The organism is Streptococcus sp. 27098_8_75, from assembly GCF_041432475.1.
Taxonomy (GTDB): Bacteria; Bacillota; Bacilli; order Lactobacillales; family Streptococcaceae; genus Streptococcus; species Streptococcus gordonii.
Window position 1 is genome coordinate 112,287 of sequence record NZ_JAPVZR010000003.1, and the last position, 20,160, is coordinate 132,446.

Here is a 20,160-nt window from a genome sequence, read left to right on the forward strand (position 1 = left end):
ATAATTAAGAAAGCGTTACATTTTTAGTTGAGTTTTTTTGGATTTGGTTATAAAATGGATTTAATATAATAATTTTTTCTTTGGGGTGGATAAGGTAGTTTATGATATTAGCACATAAAGATAACAGAGGGAATAAACAATCTCTAGAAAAACATTCTTTTAACGTTGCTGTTCGAGCAAGGGAAATTGCACAAATTATTAAGCAAGGTGATATTTTATTTTTATTAGGCTTGTATCATGATTTAGGTAAGGCAAATAAAGCTTTTCAAGATAAATTGGAAATGCAATCTAATAAGCATGTTGATCATTCATCTGCTGGAGCTATCTATCTCTTTCAGAGTATACAAGCATGTTTTAAAAAAACAAGTATTCCAATGGAGGATAGGATACTTTTTCAGGAGATCAGTGCTTATGTTATTTCAGCTCACCATGGTATGTATAATATTTTTCTGGAGGATGAAGGTGTTCAAGCAGAGCAATTTGCATTCAATAAATTAAGACATAGAATGACAAAATGTATGAATAATCTTGCCTACCAAGAAGATATTCTACCTTTTGCTCAAGAATTAGAAGATGAATTAAGTAACTATGGTTATAGAGATTTAAACGATTTAATCGAAAAAGCTTTTGAAAATTATCAGCATGCTTGGTCTAAACTTAGTTGGTCTGATGAAAGTGAGAAAGATTATTACAGTGGCAGCTTTATTCGGATGTATTTATCTTATTTGAAAAATGCGGATATATTAGATACTATTAATGCTTATGGCTTACTTATTGAACCCATAAAAGACGAAGAAAAACGAAGGCTAAATGAGTTTTATCTTGAAGCTATTGAGCAAAAATATGATAGCTTTAGTCATCCTACTACAAGACTTAACGAAATTCGCACACAAATTGGTGAACGAGTTAAGAGTAGAGGGGAGAAGGATTCGACGGGAATATATCGCTTAGATCTTCCTACCGGTGCTGGGAAAACGAATCTGAGTATGAGATACGCCTTTCATCAATTAGTTGACCAAAATAAATCAAGATTTTTCTATATTACGCCTTTTTTATCTGTTTTAGAACAAAATGCGACAGCTATTAAAAAAGTTATTGGAGAAGATGGGGTACTAGAGCATCATTCAAATGTTGTACAGAACAAACAAGAGAACGAGGATAAGGGAGACGAAAAAGAGAGCTTATTACCAGAGTACCTGATAGAAAGTTGGGATAGTCCAGTCGTTTTAACATCAATGGTTCAATTTTTTCAAACTTTATTTAAAACTAAATCGGCAAATATTCGTCGTTTTTCTAGTTTAGCGAATAGTGTTTTGATTTTAGATGAAGTGCAATCATTACCTATTGAGGTGACAACTTTATTTAATTTAACCATGAATTTCTTAAACAAAATTATGAACACGACTATTATCTTATGTACGGCTACACAGCCTGCTTATGATTCCGCTTCTATCAAACATAAACTTTCTTATGGTGGGAAATATGGTGAAGCTACTGATATAGTCGAGTTAACTCATGACGAAAAAGAAGTCTTTACAAGAACAGAACTTAGAAAATTTGATGAAAAAAATCGATATTCGAACCTGTCAGATTTAGTAGATTTTGTACTGGAAAATGACGAGTCTATTCTTGCGATTTTTAACACCAAGAAGACAGTTGATAAATTCTATATGATGCTGGAAGGATTGACTGATAGACCTATTTATCAACTTTCGACTAATATGTGTGCTCAGCACAGATTAGACATTATATCGGAAATTAAACAACATCTTAAAAAAGGAATACCTATTATTTGTATTAGTACGCAACTAATTGAAGCTGGAGTTGACATTGATTTTAATCGCGTCATCAGATCTTATGCAGGAGTTGATTCGATTGTGCAAGCTAGTGGACGATGCAATCGTGAAGGTAAACGTGATAAAGGTCAAGTTACCTTAGTTAATCTTACGTCTGAAGAGGAAAATCTATCACGCTTGAAAGAAATTAAAGCTAAGAAAGACGCTACAGAGCATATTATCCATAAAATCTCATCGCCTATTGAAATGTCACTTTTAAATCGGGATTTTTTTGAATATTATTATGCTAATAATCAAGGTTCGATGGATTATCCTTTATCGCATGGTGAATCAGTTTACGATTATTTAGGTATAAATTCATATCAAGATAGAAAGGATTTTAAAGGAAAGTTAAAACAAGCCTTTAAAACTGCCGGTTTGAAGATGAATTTAATAAACAATGACACAATAGGGGTGTTGGTTCCGTATGGAGAAGCTATTGAAAAGTTGTTGGTTTTAGAAGAATTGTGTGAATATGATTACCCATCTGTCGAAGACTATCAAACAATAAAAGCACTTTTAAAGGAATTGCAGCCTTATACGGTAAATGTTCGTCAGCACGACCAAGTACTTGAAGCAACAAAATCGTATCTGAATGGGCAAATTCTGATATTATCAGATGGTTATTATGATGAGAAAAAGGGGGTTATCATAGAGTCAGGAAGTTTCCTGATGTAGAAGTTAAATGAAAACAGGTCAACGAGAGTCAGTGGAGGACTTCGTTGACCTGTAATTCAGTATAAATAACCACTAAATATAATTTCAATCCACATAGATACGACTATGATATTTGGATTATATCAAAATTGATTCATATAATCAACAGCTTTTTATAAACACTAAATATAGAAATAGAATAATTGACTTTTGAAGTTTCAAGTGCTAATATAGGTTTATAAAATCACAGAAGGAGGTTTTAACCTTGTACAGATCAAGAAATTTTTATGCAAGGGTGAGTGGACAGATGGCTCTATTTACAAACCCTGCAACTAAAGGTGGTGGAGAGAGATCATCATATTCTGTTCCTACTCGACAAGCTCTCCAAGGAATAATTGATGCTGTGTACTACAAGCCGACTTTCACAAATGTTGTGACTGAAGTTAAGGTCGTCAATCAAATTCAGACAGAGCTGCATGGCGTTCGTGCTTTGTTACATGATTACAGTGCAGACTTGAGCTATGTTTCATATTTAAGTGATGTGGAGTATCTAGTTAAATTCCACTTCATTTGGAATGAAAATCGTGAAGACTTGATGCAAGATAGGTTACCTAACAAACATGAAGCTATTATGGAACGCTCGATTCGAAAGGGTGGACGACGGAATATTTTCCTTGGTACGACGGAATGTTTTGGTTTAGTCGATGAAATTAGTCAGGAAGAGTATGAAAACACCCCTTCTTACTATGATGGCGTTACTATTGATTTAGGTATTATGTTCCATTCTTTTGCTTATCCAAAAGACGAAACGACACCATTAAAATCTTATTTTACAAAAACAGTGATGGAGAATGGGTTGATTAAGTTTAAGCCTCAGTCTGAGTGTGAAATTGTAAATACTTTGTCTAGTTATGCCTTTAAGACACCTGGCCAGATTAAGTACGTTGATGATGAACTTAAGGAATACGATGCTATGGAGAAAGGAGAAGAATAATGGATTTTTTTACTTCTCTCTTAAAAGCTTATGAAAAAGCGGAAGAAATTGGATTAGTTGACCAACAAAATGGGGACAATCCTGTTTTGCTTCCCCTTTATCATACTAGTTTGAAGTCAAATGGTAAAAATATTATTTCAGTTAAATTAGATCAGGATGGGAGTTTCTATAAGGCAGAGGTCATGGCTGATAATCAAACGATTATATTTCCTGTGACTGCAAATTCTGTAGCAAGATCTGGTAGCAATCCTGATCCACATCCTCTTGTAGACAAGTTTTCTTATTATGTATCAGAGGTGAATCAATCACAATATGATAATTTTCATGAACAATTGACTAATTGGATTGATTATTGTGATGAGGGTGAGGTCAAAGAATTTTTGACAAAGATTCAGAGTTTTATTCTCCAACCAAATTTTTTAAGTGATATTCTTCATTCTTTATTCGGTGAGTCTTATCAAAGAGATATTTTAAAAATCACTTATCCTGACTCAGATGGAAAAGGCAAAACGATTGATTTATCGGCTTGTTTTTTAGAATTTTCGATTGTACAATTTCACGGTTTTAAAGATGAATCGGTGACTAGCTACAAGGAATTACATCAATCATATATCTCATTTGTAACAGCTAATCTGGATAATTTGGGAAAATGTAATATTAGCGGACGAACGGAACAAATTACCAATAAGCATCGAGGACTCATGGGGAATGCTAAAATTATTTCAGTGAGCAATAAAGGAGAGGCCTATAAAGGGCGCTTCAAGGAGCGGGAAGATGTCTTCAGTGTTGGCTATGAAACTTCAGAAAAAATTCATTTAATGATTAAGTACTTGCTAGAAAATAAGAACAGTAGTACCTGGCTTGAATCGTCACAATATCTCATCAATTGGTTTAGTGATGATTTAGCGAATGAGAGCCAATTGAATATTGTTAAGCCGGTGTTTAATGAATTGTTTGAAGATGCTGAGGACGAAAGAGATAGTCATATTTTCATCAAACCGAACGAAGAAAACAAGAAAATAGGGTCTTCGTTTATTAAGGGTCAAAAGTTGTTTAGCAATGATGCAACTTACTACGTTGCAATACTAAATAAAACAAGTAATGGTCGTATTGCTTTAAAATATTTCCGTCAAGTTCAAGTTTCCCAGTTATTGAAAAATCTGGAAACCTGGCAGGAAAACTATTCTTGGGAGGCAAAAACTAAATCTGGAAATTATAAATTAAGAACACCTACTTTTAATGAAATAATCAACTCTGCCTACGGTGTTGACAAAGAACGTTATTTGGAATTGGACAATGGCAGTTTTAAAAGCGATCAATATCAGCAATTAGTAACAGCTTTGATTGATGGAAGGTCAATACCAAATACTATTGTAAAAAAATTAGAAGATAACATTAGACAAAGACAAAAGTATTCTAAGCACTGGTATCAAGTACAACAAATTAGTTTAGCGGTTTTACAAAAACAATATGGAAGGGAGTTCACACCAATGTTAGACCATCGAGAAACAGATCGTTCTTATCTATTTGGACGCTTACTTGCAATTTATGAGCTGTTCGAATCGCAACGCTATGCTCTAGATGGCAGTAGCCAAGAACGCATCACGAATGCTGAGCGTTACTGGAATGCTTATACAGGTCAACCAGCCAAGATGATGAATCATTTAGAAAATAAAATTAAGCCTTATGAGGAAGTTTTGAAATTGAATAGACCTGGTATTTGGCATAAATTGGAGAAAGAAAGAAAAGAAATTATTCAACTTTTGACTCCATTATATGGTAATAAAGAGTTTACACAACCATTAGATTATAAGTTTATCTTTGGCTACTATGCTGAAAAACAATTTTATTACACTAAACAAACTAAAGAAAACGAGGGATAGGTTATGTTGGAACACAAAATTGATTTTATGGTGACAATTGAGGTACGTGAGGCAAATGTTAATGGTGATCCTTTATCTGGTAATATGCCAAGAACGGACGCTAAGGGTCATGGCTTGATTTCAGATGTAGCCATTAAACGTAAAATTAGGAATCGAATGCAAGATTTTGGTTATCCTACTTTTGTACAAGCAGGTGATCGCATTGAGGACGAGTTTCACTCTCTTGAAAAACGTTTCTCTAGTCAATTCACTTCAAAAGATTCAGATGCTGAAATTGAAGAAAAAGCTAATCAATTATGGATAGATGTGCGTTCCTTCGGTCAAGTATTTACTTATCTTAAAAAGTCAATCGGTGTTCGTGGTCCAGTTTCGTTGAATATGGCTAAATCTTTGGAACCAATTGTGATTTCTAGTCTACAGATTACTAGAAGTACCAACGGTATGGAAGCAAAAAACGAAAGTGGTCGTTCGTCTGACACGATGGGAACTAAGCATTTCGTAGATTATGGTGTATATGTTATCAAAGGTTCGATTAACCCAAATTTTGCTGAAAAAACGGGATTTTCTGATGAAGATGCTGAGGTAATTAAGAAAGCACTTATCAGTCTGTTTGAAAACGATGCGTCATCCGCTCGCCCTGAAGGTTCTATGCGAGTGAGGGAAGTTTTTTGGTTCACTCATTCTAATAAATTAGGCAATGTTTCCAGTGCGCGTGTTTTTGATTTGTTTGAATTTGACAAAGAAAAACAGGATAAGGATAGTTATGAAGACTATGCTATCCGTCTTAATCAAGAGAAATTGGCAGAATACGAAGCTAAAGGATTGAAAGTTGATATCTTAGAAGGACTGTAATATGGCTTATGCTGAAAATGACTATTTGATGTTGTCTGGTATTCAGCATTTCCAATTCTGCAAGCGCCAATGGAGTTTGATTCATATTGAGCAGCAGTGGGCAGAAAACGAAGCGACAGCTCATGGGCAGATTTTGCATCAAAAGGCGGACAATCCTTATATTAAAGAAAAGCGAAAGGATGTCATTACCTCGCGGGCTATGCATGTCTCATCAAAAGAGCTTGGTCTTTATGGGATATTGGATGTGGTTGAATTTCATAAGGATGAAAAGGGGGTTTCTCTAAAGGGGAAACGTGGCAAATGGCTTCCTATTATTGTTGAGTATAAGCGTGGGAAACCTAAAAGTGATACTCGCGATATTGTTCAGCTGGTTGCTCAAACGATTTGTCTTGAAGAAACTCTTGGGTGCGCAATCGAGTATGGCTATCTTTATTACCATAGCGTAAATCAAAAGAAACGAATAGAAATTACTTCTGATTTACGAAAAGAAGTAGCCGAGTTGGCTTGCCAAATGCATGAATATTATGACAAAAAGCTTATTCCAAAAGCTGAATATTTTAAAAACTGTCAGTTATGCTCCTTAGTTGATATTTGCATGCCGCGTTTGAGCAAAAAGGCGCGAAATGTTGACAATTACATTTTTCAAGCAATAAAAAGTGAGGATAGCTTATGAAAAAGCTACTTAATACTCTATATTTGACTCAAGATAATTTTTATTTAACGCGTGAAAGAGATAATATCGTTATCAAGCAAGAAGGAAAAGTTATCAATCGCTTCCCATATCGAATTATTGATGGCATTGTTTGCTTTTCTTATCTTGGAGCATCACCTTCTTTGATTCAATTGTGTGCAGAAAATCAAATTAATTTGTCTTTTCATACTCCTCAGGGCCGTTTCTGTGGACGCTTTGTTGGGCAAACAAATGGGAATGTTTTGCTAAGAAGGCAGCATTATCGTTTGGCTGATGAAGAACAATCTCTAGAGTATGCAAAACATTTTATTCTTGCTAAAATTTCAAATTCTAGAAAATATTTACTACGTTTTAAGCGTGACCATCGAGATCGGATTGATAGCCAACTATTTGAAGAAGTGAATACGGAATTGACTTGGGCCTTGGAACAGCTTCAAGCAGCTGAAAACAAGGATTCTCTTTTAGGAATAGAGGGCCAGGCAGCAAACCAATATTTTCGTATTTTTAATGATTTAGTATTAACTGATAAGGAGACTTTTCAGTTTAATGGACGGACTAGACGCCCTCCGTTAGATTGTGTCAATGCTCTGTTATCATTTGGCTATAGTTTGTTAACGTATGAATGCCAGTCTGCTTTGGAAGCAGTGGGGCTGGATAGTTATGTTGGCTTCTTCCATACAGATAGGCCAGGTCGTGCTAGCTTGGCATTAGACTTGGTTGAAGAATTTCGAGCTTATATTGTAGATCGTTTTGTCTTTTCTTTGATAAATAAAGGTCAGCTGACAAAAAAACATTTTGACTTTAAGGAAAATGGAAGTGTCATATTAACTGAAAAAGGGCGTGCAATCTTTATTGAAACCTGGCAAAAACGGAAACATCAGGAAGTAGAACATCCTTTTACTAAAGAAAAAGTGAAATTGATGTTACTGCCTTATGTCCAAGCACAGTTATTGGCCAAGACAATCCGTGGAGAATTGGAATCCTATCCACCATTTTTGATATAGGAGCTAGTTAATGATGGTATTAGTAACATATGATGTGAATACTGAAACTGCGCAAGGCAGGAAAAGACTACGTCATGTGTCAAAATTATGTGTTGATTATGGGCAACGCGTTCAGAATTCAGTTTTTGAATGCTCAGTAACTCCTGCAGAATTTGTAGAAATAAAAGCTAAGCTTTTGAGTATAATTGACACTGAGTCTGACAGTATTCGTTTTTATTTGCTAGGAAAAAACTGGCAAAATCGCCTAGAAACAATTGGACGTGATACAAGTTATGATCCTGATATAGGCGTACTACTCCTTTAAATTACTTAGTGCGAATAGTGGTTACTCATAAAAAAGTAGGGCATTCGCGCGAAAAACAAACAAAAATAAGGTAAAAATTCAAAAATATAGAGGAGTTATCTCTCCTTGAAAAATAATTTTTACCTAAAACAGTGCAATTACGCGCTGTCGCTCCCTTCACGGGAGCGTGGATTGAAATCCAATAAAGCAGGAGACAACCGCAAATAAAAATGTGGAAGGTCGCTCCCTTCACGGGAGCGTGGATTGAAATCCAATACTTCAGCCCCTCATCTGCCCGTGAGTTACGTCGCTCCCTTCACGGGAGCGTGGATTGAAATAATGATTTTCAATGCTTGTGGAGTAACAGGCTTCGTGTCCCTCCCTTCACGGGAGCGTGGATTGAAATAAAACTTAAACCAATCAATGCTGATACGCCAATGTTGGTCGCTCCCTTCACGGGAGCGTGGATTGAAATTGATGGAACATGGGGAGCGAAACAAGTAAAAAAAGTCGCTCCCTTCACGGGAGCGTGGATTGAAATCGTAAATTGTATCATTTTGTCGTTTGTAGGATATGTCGCTCCCTTCACGGGAGCGTGGATTGAAATTTGTCATTTATCAGTACGGCTACGGTTGCTGAGTCGCTCCCTTCACGGGAGCGTGGATTGAAATTTGCGCGGTATTAATGCTGCAGGAGTTGAATTAGCGTCGCTCCCTTCACGGGAGCGTGGATTGAAATTTTCTATAAACTTTTAAAGTTTCAATCGTGATCCGTCGCTCCCTTCACGGGAGCGTGGATTGAAATAAGAGCTTCAACCATTGCTTGAATCATTTTCTTAGGTCGCTCCCTTCACGGGAGCGTGGATTGAAATACGGCTTTGTTGACTTTTTCGGTAATGATAGCGTCGTCGCTCCCTTCACGGGAGCGTGGATTGAAATAAAACGAAGTTTTAGGCTCAGGATTTGACATTGACGTCGCTCCCTTCACGGGAGCGTGGATTGAAATATTGCATGGTAGCGGATAATAAAGGCTTTTCCCTCGTCGCTCCCTTCACGGGAGCGTGGATTGAAATAAACACATCTAAAACAACATCAAACGAACAATCTAGTCGCTCCCTTCACGGGAGCGTGGATTGAAATTGGTCTGCAAGAGCTTCTGTTTTACCTGCATTGTCGTCGCTCCCTTCACGGGAGCGTGGATTGAAATCAAGTGAACGGTAAGAACTTTGTTAAAAAACTAAGTCGCTCCCTTCACGGGAGCGTGGATTGAAATACCAAATAGGAGAAAGTCAGATGAAAGCGGATAGCGTCGCTCCCTTCACGGGAGCGTGGATTGAAATAAACTAAGGCATACTCAGCCTTGGCAACAGAGATGTCGCTCCCTTCACGGGAGCGTGGATTGAAATTATAATAAAGTCTATAATCTAGGCATAATAAAAACAGTCGCTCCCTTCACGGGAGCGTGGATTGAAATAATGTGTCCGATACCGAATACTGTATCTCCTACAGTCGCTCCCTTCACGGGAGCGTGGATTGAAATAATAGCAGCACTCTTGATTGATGCGTTGTCTAGTCGCTCCCTTCACGGGAGCGTGGATTTTATAGGGCTTTGTTGCGTTGCCCTTGTGTCGCTCCCTTCACGGGAGCGTGGATTGAAATTTCTGCCATAGTAGGCCTCCTGCATTTGATATTCGTCGCTCCCTTCACGGGAGCGTGGATTGAAATTCAATGATTGATCGTGTAACTCGTCTATGCTATAAGGTAGCTTCCTTCATTTTGAAAATTTTCATGAACCCAAGATACTTATTTATTATTTATATAATATATTTAGTTGTTCTCTTTCATATCTATCCAAAAAAAAACCACCTATTAGGTGGTTTTTTTCAGTATCTATCACTGCTTACTAGAAGAACTTGAGCTGCTTGAGCTGTCGCTGCTGGATTCAGAACTGTCTTCTGAGGAGCTGGTGCTTTCAAATTGTTCTGGGTGAAGCGCTCGATAGCTTGGAGCATCAAAGAGATCAATAGTCGATTCGCCCTTGCGTTGGCTATAGAGACTGGTTGATTGGTCTCCTTTTTCTTCCTCGATTTTCTTCAATGCTTTGAAAGAGTGGTTGTAGGAGTATTTCTTGACATCTACCTTGCCCAAGTCATTACCCTTGTAGAAGCGAATCAAGTCACCGGTTTGAATAGCGTCACTAATCTTCAGCTGGGTATTGGCAGCATTACGAATATCATCCAGTTCTTTCTTGATGGTTTCGTCTGGATTGGTAATTTCCTCACCGGTTTGAGTGTAGTAGGTCCGTCCGTTGAAGCTAGTGTATTTTGGTGTGACAAAGTTATTGCTGGATCGGAAAGCTGTAATTTGCTGATGCTGAGTTGATAGCATATCCTGGCCGACCTGAAGGAAGTTTTTAGAGTCAATACCCAGCAAATGCTCTAATGTTGGCAGCATATCTACTTGACCACCGTAGGTATCAATTATCTTTCCTTTGTCCATGCCAGGAATTACGACCATGTAAGGGACGCGCTGCATCATGGCATTGTCGTAGTTGGACCAAGTCTCAGAAGTCTTTCCTACAAGAGGGGCCAAGTTAGGATTACGGGTTTGGGAAATTCCAAAATGGTCTCCATAGAGAACGATAATAGAGTTGTCATAGAGGCCGGATTTTTTGAGATAATCAAACAAGGCCTTGACAGAAGAATCTAAATAGTTGGCAGTAGCAAAGTAGCCATTGATGGTCTCATCCTTGGTCTTAGCCAGAGGGAATCCAATCTCGTCACCAATCAAGCTAGTCGTGTAAGGATAGTGGTTGGAAACCGTGATATATTTAACATAGAAAGGCTGCTGTAGGCGCTCCAGGTATTTGATGGAATCTTTCAGCATAATCTTGTCATTTAAGCCGTACTGGAAGGAGTTAGTGTCGTCCTGCTTAGTAAAGTAAGACGCGTCGAAGAAATAGTTATAACCCCATTGTTTATAGGCTGTATTGCGGTTCCAGAAGCTTCCAGCATTACCATGGAAAACAGCAGAAGTATAGTCGCCATTTTTGGAAAGAATAAAAGGTGCAGCTTGCTGGGTATTAGTACCACCGTAGTTAACCATGAAGGAGCCTTGGTTGAGACCGAAGAGCCCAGTTTCAATCATGGTTTCAGCATCAGAAGTCTTACCAGCCTTAACCTGGTTGAAGACATTTGAGAAAGCCAGAGTCGAATTAGAGTGGTAGAGGGAGTTGAGGAAAGGGGTCACCTCGTACGCTTTTCCATCTGCCTGTAGCTTATAGTCGATCAGGAACTGCTGGAAGCTTTCTAGATGGACATAGATAACATTGCGACCTTTGGCAATACCAAAGTAATCCTTGTTAGGTTCTGCATAGTGATTCTGAATGTATTCTTCTACAGGCTTCAAATCTTCAGCAGATGCTTTGGAGCGCTCTTTGTTGGCTTGATAGGTTTGATTTCCGCTGTAGCCTAGAAAGGCTGGAAGTCCCAGTGCCCGAACGACATAGTAGTTTGAGAAACCACGGGTCAGGAGCTGAGGACGGTCAATTTCCGCCAAAAAGAGATTGGCTGTAAAGAGCATAGTAGAAAGTGCTGTGATGGCAAAGCTAGCTCTCTTATTAAATGGACGATGGTCAACCCTGATGAGCTTTTTATACATGAGGTAGCCTAGGATCGGGAAATCAATCAGATAGATGATATCCCATGGTCTAAATAGGCCGAGGGCGGCTTCACCCAAACCAGCAGAAACACTGCTGGAAGCCATCATGGTATTGACGGTTACAAAGTCACTAAATTCGCGGTAGTATACGGCATTTGAAAACAGCCAGATAAAGAGCAAAATATAAACAAAAATTGAAAATCCATAGAATATGGCGCTTCTTTTGAAATAAAGCGCTAAGCCAATAAATAATAAGCCTAAGGGTATAGGATTTACAAAGGCTAAGAAGGCCTGATAAAATCCTTGGATATCCAAATTAAAGTCGACAGTGTATGCCCACATGGTTTTTAACCAGTAGAAGCAAAGCAAGGTCAAGACAAAACCTAGTCTGGTACTCATGAAATTGAGTAATTTCCTAGTCATTTTTTTCACAAAAGTACTTCCTTGTCTTATTTCCTAAATTTTTCTGTATCGTATTAAGTATATCACATTTTGTTTTATAGGGTGAACGAAAAGTATAAGCTTTGCCTAAATTAACAGTTAGTCATAATTTTCTGAGGTGAGCTGGTTAAGAGGTAAAAGAAGTAGGAGATAGAGGGAGCTAATGTTACTACGGGCCTGCTTTACGTAATTTTTTTGAAATATTTCTCAATATTTGATATAATTTAGAATATGAAAAAGCTTACGGTTTCTCGTTATAAGGAAGAAAAGATTCGGCAGGGTGCCCTGCTTTTAGAAAAAGAAGACTTTCCAGAGCTATCTTTTGATCATCAAGCTGTGGAGCTGGTATCAAGCCAAGGAAAGTTTCTGGGATGTGGTTATATTTCAAAGCAGAACAAGGGACTTGGCTGGCTCGTTTCTAAGCAAAAAGTAGATTTTGATAGAGATTTTTTTATTTCCTTATTTGAGAAAGCACAGGAAAAACGGCGTGTCTATCGTCTGGCAGAGGATATAACTGCATACCGCCTCTTTAATCAAGAAGGCGACGGTTTTGCAGGATTGACTGTTGACCAGTACGGAGACTATGCTCTCTTTTCTTGGTACAATCCTTTTGTCTTTTCTTTAAAGGAAGAAATCCTTCAAGCTTTTCAAGAAGCCTTTCCAGAGTTAATGGGAGCTTATGAAAAAATTCGTTTTAAGGGGCTGGACTACGAGTCAGCCCACGTCTATGGAGCTGAAGCACCAGAGGTCTTTACGGTTTTAGAAAATGGTGTGGCTTATCAAGTATTTCTGAATGATGGTCTTATGACTGGGATTTTTCTAGATCAGCATGAGGTTAGGGCCAGTCTTGTTGACGGTTTGGCCACTGGCAAAAGCTTGTTAAATATGTTTTCCTACACAGCTGCTTTTTCTGTTGCAGCTGCTATGGGAGGTGCTAGCCAGACGACCTCAGTTGATTTGGCAAAACGTAGTCGGGAACTGTCCGAAGCTCATTTTCAAGCCAATGGTCTGACTTTAGACAATCATAGGTTTGTGGTTATGGACGTTTTTGATTATTTCAAATATGCCAAGCGACATGGTCTCAGCTATGATGTCATAGTGCTAGATCCACCAAGCTTTGCCCGTAATAAAAAGCAGACTTTTTCTGTCGCGAAAGATTACCATAAGCTTATCAAAGAATCACTGGAAATTTTAAATCCAAAGGGAGTGCTGATTGCCAGTACCAATGCGTCCAATGTGACGCGTGCTAAATTTAAAAAAGAAATTGAAAAAGGTTTTGCAGGAAAGCACCATCGTTATATCAAAGAATATGGTTTGCCAGCAGACTTTAGTTATAATAAGAAAGACGAAAGTAGTAATTACTTAAAAGTTTTTACGATTAAGGTAGAAGAATGAAGTTAGTTGTCTCTGTCACCCCTAGAAATTTAGAAGAAGCTCAACAGATCGACGCGCAACGTTTTGTAGATGCGGATTTAATCGAGTGGAGAGCAGATTTCTTGGATAAAGAAGAAATCTTAAAGGTTGCACCAGCTATTTTTGAAAAATTTGCTGGCCGTGAACTGATTTTTACACTTCGGACCAAGGATGAAGGTGGTCATATTCAGCTATCTGATGACGAGTATGTGGAAATGATAAAAAAAGTAGCCCAGCTTTATCAACCAGATTATGTGGACTTTGAGTATTTCTCCCACAAGGACAAAATCGATGAAATGCTGGAATTTCCAAACCTGGTCTTGAGTTATCATAACTTTGAGGAAACCCCTGAAAACATGATGGAAATCTTGTCTGAGCTGACTAGCTTAACACCTAAGGCTGTCAAAGTATCAGTGATGGCTAATAGTGGTCAGGATGTTTTGGACTTGATGAACTATACTCGTGGCTTTAAGACTTTAAATCCTGAGCAGGAATATGTAACCATTTCTATGGGAAGGGTTGGACGCATCTCACGAATTGCATCTGATTTGACGGGTTCTGCTTGGTCTTTTGCTAGTTTAGACGAAGCAACAGCACCAGGTCAGATTTCTTTGAGCAACATGAAAAAAATTCGGGATATTTTAAATGAAAATTGATGGACATACTCGTTTGGCTGCTGTCATAGCTAAGCCAATCAAGCACAGCATTTCGCCTTTTATTCATAATATGGCTTATGACCTTACGGATACCAATGCAGTTTATCTGGCTTTTGAAGTGGAAAGAGAAGGTCTAGGTCAGGCTGTTGAAAATATTCGACTTCATCAGATGTTGGGAGCCAATATTTCTATGCCTTATAAGCAAGAGGTGATTACTTATCTAGATGAGCTTGATGAGTCAGCCTTGCTTATCGGTGCGGTCAATACGATTGTCAATCAAAATGGTCGACTTATCGGATACAATACAGATGGTTTTGGTTTTTTCAGAAGTTTGTCTAACTTTCATATCAAGGGGAAAAATCTGACAATCCTTGGGGCTGGAGGTGCAGCTTCAGCTATTATTGGTCAGGCTATGCTGGATGGTGTAGGAAAGGTCTGTGTCTTTGACCTCAGAGATAGATTGGCAGGACATCAAGAGAGAATGGGACAGATGTCTCGTCGTCTTGGTCATCCCATTCAATTACTGGCTGTTGAAGACTTAGCAGCTCTTACTGATGCTGTCAATCAATCAGATTTGTTTATCAATGCAACAGGCATGGGTATGGATGGGAAATCACTACCTATTCCAAGCGATTTTGTTTTCCCTAAGGGACTGCTAGTGGCAGATATGACCTATTGTCCAGCTGAAACACCATTTTTGCTCTTGGCTAGGGAACAAGGCCTACAGACTGTAAATGGTCTGGGGATGTTGCTTTATCAGGCTGAAAAGGCATTTGAACTGATGACTGGTAAAAAAATGCCATCTGAAGAAATCAAAAAAGCCTTGATAGAAAAATTGGAAATATAATTTATAGTAGATAGTATGGGACATTCTTGGACTTTGTAGGCTTTGGGTGTCCATTTTCATATATAAAGGAGGCGCGTATGAAACTGAATGTAAATCTTCCTTATCATCTCTATGATATCTTCATCGAAAATGGGACTTTATCTCAGGCTGGAAATTGGCTGAGTCAGCTTTGGCAGCCTCAGAAACTAGTAATTATCACGGATAATCGGGTGGCTAGACTCTACGCAGAGAAGGTTAAATTGAGTTTGAAAGCTACTGGCTTTGAGGTCTTTACCTTTGATTTTCTTGAAGGTGAAGCTAGTAAAAATCTAACAACTGTTAATAAAGCCTATGAATTTTTGGCAAAGGTTGGTTTGACTCGTAGCGACGGTATTGTAGCCTTGGGTGGCGGAGTTGTTGGTGATTTGGCAGGTTTTGTCGCTTCGACCTACATGAGAGGCATTCATTTCGTTCAGATTCCGACCAGTCTGACAGCTCAAGTGGATTCCTCTATTGGCGGTAAGACAGGTGTCAATACGCCTTGGGCCAAGAATATGGTCGGCACTTTTACCCAGCCTGACGGAGTTCTGATTGACCCTCAAGTCTTGCAGACCTTGGGGCAACGTGAATTGATCGAAGGTATGGGCGAGGTTATCAAGTACGGCTTGATTGAGGACAAGGAACTCTGGGAGGAGCTTTCAGAAATGGATGGCAGTCCAGAGTCGATTTTAGAGCATGCGGAGAGCATCATTTACCATTCCTGCGATGTCAAGCGTAAGATTGTGGTCGAGGACGAGCTGGATAATGGCGTCCGCCTCTATCTGAACTTCGGCCATACCATTGGGCACGCTATTGAAGCGACAGCAGGCTATGGTCGGGTCATGCACGGTGAAGCTGTTGCAATTGGCATGGTACAGGTTTCTCGTGTCGCTGAAAAGCAAGGCCTTATGCCAGCTGGGATTACTGAAAGCATCATCCATATGTGTCAGAAGTTTGGCTTGCCGGTGGATTACCAGCCTTGGGATGAGAATGCTCTTTATCAGGCCTTGACCCATGATAAGAAGGCTAGAGGCAACTCTATCAAGCTAGTACTGGTGCCCGAGCTAGGTTCAGCAAGCATTCACCAGATTCCGCTGGAAGAGATGAAAGAATTTCTAAAGAAATAAGTGCTTGATGGAAGCTGAGACAATTGGGGAGTCTAGATGAAAACAAACGGGCTGTCCAGCTTTTCCATCCCAGAATAGGAGAAAATGTATGAGATACTTAACAGCAGGAGAATCCCACGGACCACGTCTGACAGCTATTATTGAGGGAGTGCCAGCTGGTCTTCCTCTGACCGCTGAATACATCAATGCTGAGCTCAAGCGCCGTCAGGGTGGGTACGGCCGTGGAGCCCGCATGAAGATTGAAAGCGACCAAGTTGAGATTACGTCCGGGGTTCGCCATGGACTGACCATGGGCGGTCCAATCACTCTCAATGTCACAAATCTGGATCATCAGAAGTGGTTGGAGATTATGAGTGTGGCTGATGTGGATGAAAAGAAAAAAGGGCTACGTAAGATTACCAAACCACGCCCTGGTCATGCGGACTTGGTCGGTGGTATGAAATACCGCTTTGACGATTTGCGAAATTCCCTAGAGCGTTCTTCTGCCCGTGAAACGACTATGCGTGTAGCAGTCGGAGCAGTAGCCAAGCGCTTGCTGGAAGAAATCGGTGTAGAGGTAGCCAGCCATATCGTAACTTTTGGAGGCATTGATATTGATGTGCCGGACAATCTAACTGTAACAGAAATCAAGGAAAGAGCTGCCCAGTCAGAGGTTTCCATTGTCAATCCCGAGCGCGAAGAAGAAATCAAGGCCTACATTGACCAGATTAAGAAAGACGGTGATACCATCGGTGGTGTCATTGAGACAGTCATTGGCGGTGTGCCGATCGGTCTGGGCTCCTATGTCCAATGGGACAAGAAGCTGGATGCCAAGATTGCTCAGGGAGTCGTGTCTATCAATGCTTTCAAGGGAGTCGAGTTTGGCGTGGGCTTTGAAGCCGGCCGTCTCAAGGGCAGTCAAGTCATGGATGAAATCCTCTGGTCCGAGGAGGATGGCTTCACTCGCAGAACCAATAATCTAGGTGGTTTTGAGGGTGGTATGACCAATGGTCAGCCAATCGTGGTGCGAGGTGTTATGAAGCCTATTCCAACCCTTTACAAGCCACTGATGAGTGTGGATATTGAGACCCACGAGCCCTATAAGGCGACAGTGGAGCGGAGTGATCCTACGGCTCTGCCAGCGGCGGGTGTTGTCATGGAAAGCGTGGTGGCAACAGTTTTAGCCACCGAAGTTCTGGAGAAGTTCTCTTCGGACAATCTGGAAGAACTAAAGGATGCGGTAGCTCGCCACCGGGAATTTGTCAAGAACTTTTAGAAGTAAGGAGAAGGCATGGAGAGAAAAACAGTCTATATCGCAGGTCTGGGACTGATTGGAGCTTCTTTGGCTCTGGGTATCAGGAGAGCTCATCCTGAGATAGAGATTCTTGGCTATAATCGAAGTGAAGAATCGCGCAGAGTCGCCCTGGAACGTGGAATGGTAGACCGGGTAACGGATGATTTTGCCGCCTTTGCTCCATTGGCTGATGTGATTATTCTGGCTGTGCCCATCAAGCAGACCATAGCATTTATCAAAGATCTAGCGGAGCTAGACCTGAAGGAAAATGTTATCATCTCAGATGCTGGATCGACCAAGGCAGAGATTGTGGCAGCTGCAGAAAAGTATCTGCAGAATAAGCCCGTCCGCTTTGTCGGTGCTCATCCGATGGCCGGAAGTCACAAGACTGGAGCCAAGGCAGCCCATGTCACCCTCTTTGAAAATGCCTATTATATTTTCACGCCCTCTAGCCTGACCAAGCCTGGTACGCTTGAGGAAATGAAAGACTTGCTGAGTGGTCTTCATGCCCGCTTTATCCAGGTGGATGCTGCCGAGCACGACCGAGTGACCAGTCAAATCAGCCATTTTCCGCATATCCTAGCCTCCAGTCTTATGGAGCAAGCGGCAGCTTATAGCCAAGAGCATGAACTAACCCAGTCTTTTGCAGCTGGTGGTTTTCGAGATATGACGCGGATTGCAGAGAGTGAGCCGGGCATGTGGACCTCTATTCTCTTGACTAATCCTCAAGCTATCTTGGAGCGGTTGGAAGATTTTAAAAAACAGCTAGACAAGGTAGCTGCAGCGATTGAGGCTAAGGACGAGACCGCAATCTGGGAATTTTTCGATCGAGGACGGCAGAGTCGCAAACAGATGGAAATTCATAAACGAGCTGGTGTGGATAGCTTTTACGATCTTTTTGTCGAGGTGCCTGATGAAGAAGGAGCCATTCTTAGCGTCTTAGAACTACTGAGAGGGATCTCTGTTGTCAACATTCGTATCAACGAGGAAAACCGTGAAGATATCAACGGTATTCTGCAAATCACCTTTAAAAATCGTCAAGATTTAGAAAAATCTGCTAAAATAGTAAGAGAAAATACAAGATATCAGGTATTTTTAAATTAAAGAAATGGAGAAATACTATGTCAAATATTTATGATCTAGCTAATGAACTCAACCGTACTTTCCGTGAGCTACCTGAGTACAAGGCGGTTTTGGAGAGCAAGGTAGCTATTGATGCAGATAGTGAAGCCAAGTCTCTTTTTGATGATTATATTGCTTTCCAAGGAAAAATCCAGCAATTAATGCAGACAGGCCAAATGCCGACACCAGAGTTGCAAGAAGAAATGAAGTCATTCGGAGAAAAAATCCAAGCCAATGCAATTGTGACGGAGTTCTTCACGAAGCAACAACAACTTTCTGTTTACTTGTCTGATATTGAACGCATTGTCTTTGAGCCAATTCAAGATTTGATGAAATAAAAGCTGACAGTCTGTTTTCTCTTCTGAGTCAACAGGCTTTTTGCTTCAAAGACTTGATTTTTGATGCTTTCTGAGTATAATGAATCATAACGAAAAGGAAATGAGAGGAATTTCTATGTCACGAAAAGTTGCTATTATTGGGATGGGAAATGTTGGAGCTGCGGTTGCTCATGGTTTGATTGCTCAAGGAGCTTTTGATGATTATGTGTTGATTGATACCAATGAAGCTAAGGTCAAGGCTGATGCATTAGACTTTCAAGATGCTGCAGCCAATCTCAATCATCATGCTAATATCACAGTTAATTCTTATGAAGCCTTAGCGGATGCTGATGTTATTATTTCAGCCTTGGGGAATATCAAATTACAAGACAATCCAAATGCTGACCGATTTGCAGAGTTGCCTTTCACTTCAAAAGAGGTGATTGAAGTTTCCAAAAAAATCAAGGAAGTAGGCTTTAAAGGGATTTTGATTGCCATCACGAACCCAGTTGATGTTGTGACCAGCCTATACCAGCATTATACAGGCCTTCCGAAAGAAAGAGTGATTGGGACAGGTACCTTGCTGGATACTGCTAGGATGAAGCGAGCAGTTGGAGTCCGTTTTGGAGTCGATCCTCGTAGCGTTTACGGCTATAATCTGGGCGAGCATGGAAATTCCCAGTTTACCGCTTGGAGCCAAGTTCGAGTTAAGGGGCAATCTATTAGCAAGCTGACTTCAGAAGAAGTTTTAGAAGAAATTGCTACAGAAGCAATGAGGGGTGGTCACACCGTCTTTTACGGGAAAAAGTACACTTCCTACGGGATTGCTAGTGCGGCTATCCGTTTGGCTTTGGCTGTCATTTCAGATGCCCATGAAGAACTGCCTGTGACAAATTACTATGCACCGCTTGATACTTATCTAAGTTATCCTGCTCTTGTTGGTCGTTCAGGCATTATCGAACAGTTGCAATTGACTTTGACAGAAGAGGAAGAAGCTAAATTAGCTCGTTCGGCCCAATTTATTCAAGATAAGTTTTCAGAACATATTTAATCAGTCAAAAAAAGACCTAATCCTATAACACTCTAAT

General features: G+C 40.0%; 16 protein-coding genes and 1 CRISPR repeat array. Of the genes, 15 read left to right on the forward strand and 1 reads right to left on the reverse strand.

Annotated elements, in window-relative coordinates; all coding sequences use genetic code 11:
- The first annotated feature begins 101 nt into the window (after window positions 1-101).
- The 7 genes from cas3 (at window position 102) to cas2 (ending at window position 8,220) form a co-directional block, all read left to right on the forward strand.
- Window positions 102-2,513 carry a CRISPR-associated helicase Cas3' gene (gene cas3, locus O3640_RS06010; protein WP_227221382.1) on the forward strand — a complete coding sequence of 804 codons (2,412 nt, stop codon included), beginning with the start codon at window positions 102-104 and terminating at the stop codon, window positions 2,511-2,513.
- Between the two features lie 244 nt (window positions 2,514-2,757).
- Window positions 2,758-3,486 carry a type I-C CRISPR-associated protein Cas5c gene (gene cas5c / locus O3640_RS06015; protein ID WP_227221381.1) on the forward strand — a complete coding sequence of 243 codons (729 nt, stop codon included), beginning with the start codon at window positions 2,758-2,760 and terminating at the stop codon, window positions 3,484-3,486.
- Entirely contained in the window at window positions 3,486-5,369 is a 1,884-nt protein-coding gene (gene cas8c, locus O3640_RS06020) for a type I-C CRISPR-associated protein Cas8c/Csd1 (protein ID WP_268723220.1), read from the forward strand. Before cas5c ends, cas8c begins: the two co-directional genes overlap by 1 nt.
- Before the next feature lie 3 nt (window positions 5,370-5,372).
- The gene (gene cas7c, locus O3640_RS06025) at window positions 5,373-6,221 is read left to right on the forward strand and encodes a type I-C CRISPR-associated protein Cas7/Csd2 (RefSeq protein WP_227221379.1); all 849 of its coding nucleotides are present in this window, start codon (window positions 5,373-5,375) and stop codon (window positions 6,219-6,221) included.
- A 1-nt stretch (window position 6,222) separates the two neighbouring features.
- A complete protein-coding gene (cas4, locus tag O3640_RS06030; RefSeq protein ID WP_227221378.1) occupies window positions 6,223-6,894 on the forward strand; it encodes a CRISPR-associated protein Cas4 in 672 nt (223 codons plus the stop codon).
- Complete coding sequence (cas1c, locus tag O3640_RS06035) at window positions 6,891-7,916, forward strand: type I-C CRISPR-associated endonuclease Cas1c (protein WP_227221377.1); 1,026 nt, start codon at window positions 6,891-6,893, stop codon at window positions 7,914-7,916. Before cas4 ends, cas1c begins: the two co-directional genes overlap by 4 nt.
- Before the next feature lie 10 nt (window positions 7,917-7,926).
- Entirely contained in the window at window positions 7,927-8,220 is a 294-nt protein-coding gene (gene cas2 / locus O3640_RS06040) for a CRISPR-associated endonuclease Cas2 (protein WP_227221376.1), read from the forward strand.
- A 146-nt stretch (window positions 8,221-8,366) separates the two neighbouring features.
- A CRISPR array of direct repeats spans window positions 8,367-9,923; the repeat unit is 32 nt; unit sequence GTCGCTCCCTTCACGGGAGCGTGGATTGAAAT.
- Between the two features lie 168 nt (window positions 9,924-10,091).
- Here the strand turns inward: cas2 and O3640_RS06045 are convergent.
- On the reverse strand, window positions 10,092-12,290 hold the full coding sequence (locus tag O3640_RS06045; RefSeq protein ID WP_061601440.1) for an LTA synthase family protein: 2,199 nt from the start codon (window positions 12,288-12,290) through the stop codon (window positions 10,092-10,094).
- 240 nt (window positions 12,291-12,530) lie between these two features.
- Here O3640_RS06045 and O3640_RS06050 point away from each other — a divergent pair, with 240 nt between their 5' ends.
- From O3640_RS06050 to O3640_RS06085, 8 genes are all read left to right on the forward strand, one after another.
- Window positions 12,531-13,694, forward strand: a complete 1,164-nt coding sequence (locus O3640_RS06050; RefSeq protein WP_227221375.1) for a class I SAM-dependent rRNA methyltransferase — start codon at window positions 12,531-12,533, stop codon at window positions 13,692-13,694.
- Window positions 13,691-14,368 (forward strand): type I 3-dehydroquinate dehydratase, encoded by a 678-nt coding sequence (aroD, locus tag O3640_RS06055; RefSeq protein ID WP_227221374.1) that lies wholly within the window; start codon window positions 13,691-13,693, stop codon window positions 14,366-14,368. Before O3640_RS06050 ends, aroD begins: the two co-directional genes overlap by 4 nt.
- On the forward strand, window positions 14,358-15,215 hold the full coding sequence (locus O3640_RS06060) for a shikimate dehydrogenase (protein ID WP_227221373.1): 858 nt from the start codon (window positions 14,358-14,360) through the stop codon (window positions 15,213-15,215). Before aroD ends, O3640_RS06060 begins: the two co-directional genes overlap by 11 nt.
- A 77-nt stretch (window positions 15,216-15,292) precedes the next feature.
- Complete coding sequence (gene aroB, locus O3640_RS06065; protein ID WP_371586799.1) at window positions 15,293-16,360, forward strand: 3-dehydroquinate synthase; 1,068 nt, start codon at window positions 15,293-15,295, stop codon at window positions 16,358-16,360.
- An 88-nt stretch (window positions 16,361-16,448) separates the two neighbouring features.
- The gene (aroC, locus tag O3640_RS06070) at window positions 16,449-17,615 is read left to right on the forward strand and encodes a chorismate synthase (RefSeq protein WP_105026557.1); all 1,167 of its coding nucleotides are present in this window, start codon (window positions 16,449-16,451) and stop codon (window positions 17,613-17,615) included.
- Window positions 17,616-17,630: 15 nt separating this feature from the next.
- Entirely contained in the window at window positions 17,631-18,737 is a 1,107-nt protein-coding gene (locus O3640_RS06075; RefSeq protein ID WP_227955628.1) for a prephenate dehydrogenase, read from the forward strand.
- A gap of 17 nt (window positions 18,738-18,754) precedes the next feature.
- On the forward strand, window positions 18,755-19,093 hold the full coding sequence (locus O3640_RS06080; protein WP_060553442.1) for a YlbF/YmcA family competence regulator: 339 nt from the start codon (window positions 18,755-18,757) through the stop codon (window positions 19,091-19,093).
- A 115-nt stretch (window positions 19,094-19,208) separates the two neighbouring features.
- On the forward strand, window positions 19,209-20,123 hold the full coding sequence (locus tag O3640_RS06085) for an L-lactate dehydrogenase (protein ID WP_227221370.1): 915 nt from the start codon (window positions 19,209-19,211) through the stop codon (window positions 20,121-20,123).
- Window positions 20,124-20,160: the final 37 nt, after the last annotated feature.

Bases quoted from the DNA above. Each gene is read 5' to 3' on its own strand.
- cas3 (WP_227221382.1), top strand. From the start codon at position 102: ATGATATTAGCACATAAAGATAACAGAGGGAATAAACAATCTCTAGAA.
- cas8c (WP_268723220.1), top strand. From the start codon at position 3,486: ATGGATTTTTTTACTTCTCTCTTAAAAGCTTATGAAAAAGCGGAAGAA.
- cas7c (WP_227221379.1), top strand. From the start codon at position 5,373: ATGTTGGAACACAAAATTGATTTTATGGTGACAATTGAGGTACGTGAG.
- cas4 (WP_227221378.1), top strand. From the start codon at position 6,223: ATGGCTTATGCTGAAAATGACTATTTGATGTTGTCTGGTATTCAGCAT.
- cas1c (WP_227221377.1), top strand. From the start codon at position 6,891: ATGAAAAAGCTACTTAATACTCTATATTTGACTCAAGATAATTTTTAT.
- cas2 (WP_227221376.1), top strand. From the start codon at position 7,927: ATGATGGTATTAGTAACATATGATGTGAATACTGAAACTGCGCAAGGC.
- O3640_RS06050 (WP_227221375.1), top strand. From the start codon at position 12,531: ATGAAAAAGCTTACGGTTTCTCGTTATAAGGAAGAAAAGATTCGGCAG.
- aroD (WP_227221374.1), top strand. From the start codon at position 13,691: ATGAAGTTAGTTGTCTCTGTCACCCCTAGAAATTTAGAAGAAGCTCAA.
- O3640_RS06060 (WP_227221373.1), top strand. From the start codon at position 14,358: ATGAAAATTGATGGACATACTCGTTTGGCTGCTGTCATAGCTAAGCCA.
- aroB (WP_371586799.1), top strand. From the start codon at position 15,293: ATGAAACTGAATGTAAATCTTCCTTATCATCTCTATGATATCTTCATC.
- aroC (WP_105026557.1), top strand. From the start codon at position 16,449: ATGAGATACTTAACAGCAGGAGAATCCCACGGACCACGTCTGACAGCT.
- O3640_RS06075 (WP_227955628.1), top strand. From the start codon at position 17,631: ATGGAGAGAAAAACAGTCTATATCGCAGGTCTGGGACTGATTGGAGCT.
- O3640_RS06080 (WP_060553442.1), top strand. From the start codon at position 18,755: ATGTCAAATATTTATGATCTAGCTAATGAACTCAACCGTACTTTCCGT.
- O3640_RS06085 (WP_227221370.1), top strand. From the start codon at position 19,209: ATGTCACGAAAAGTTGCTATTATTGGGATGGGAAATGTTGGAGCTGCG.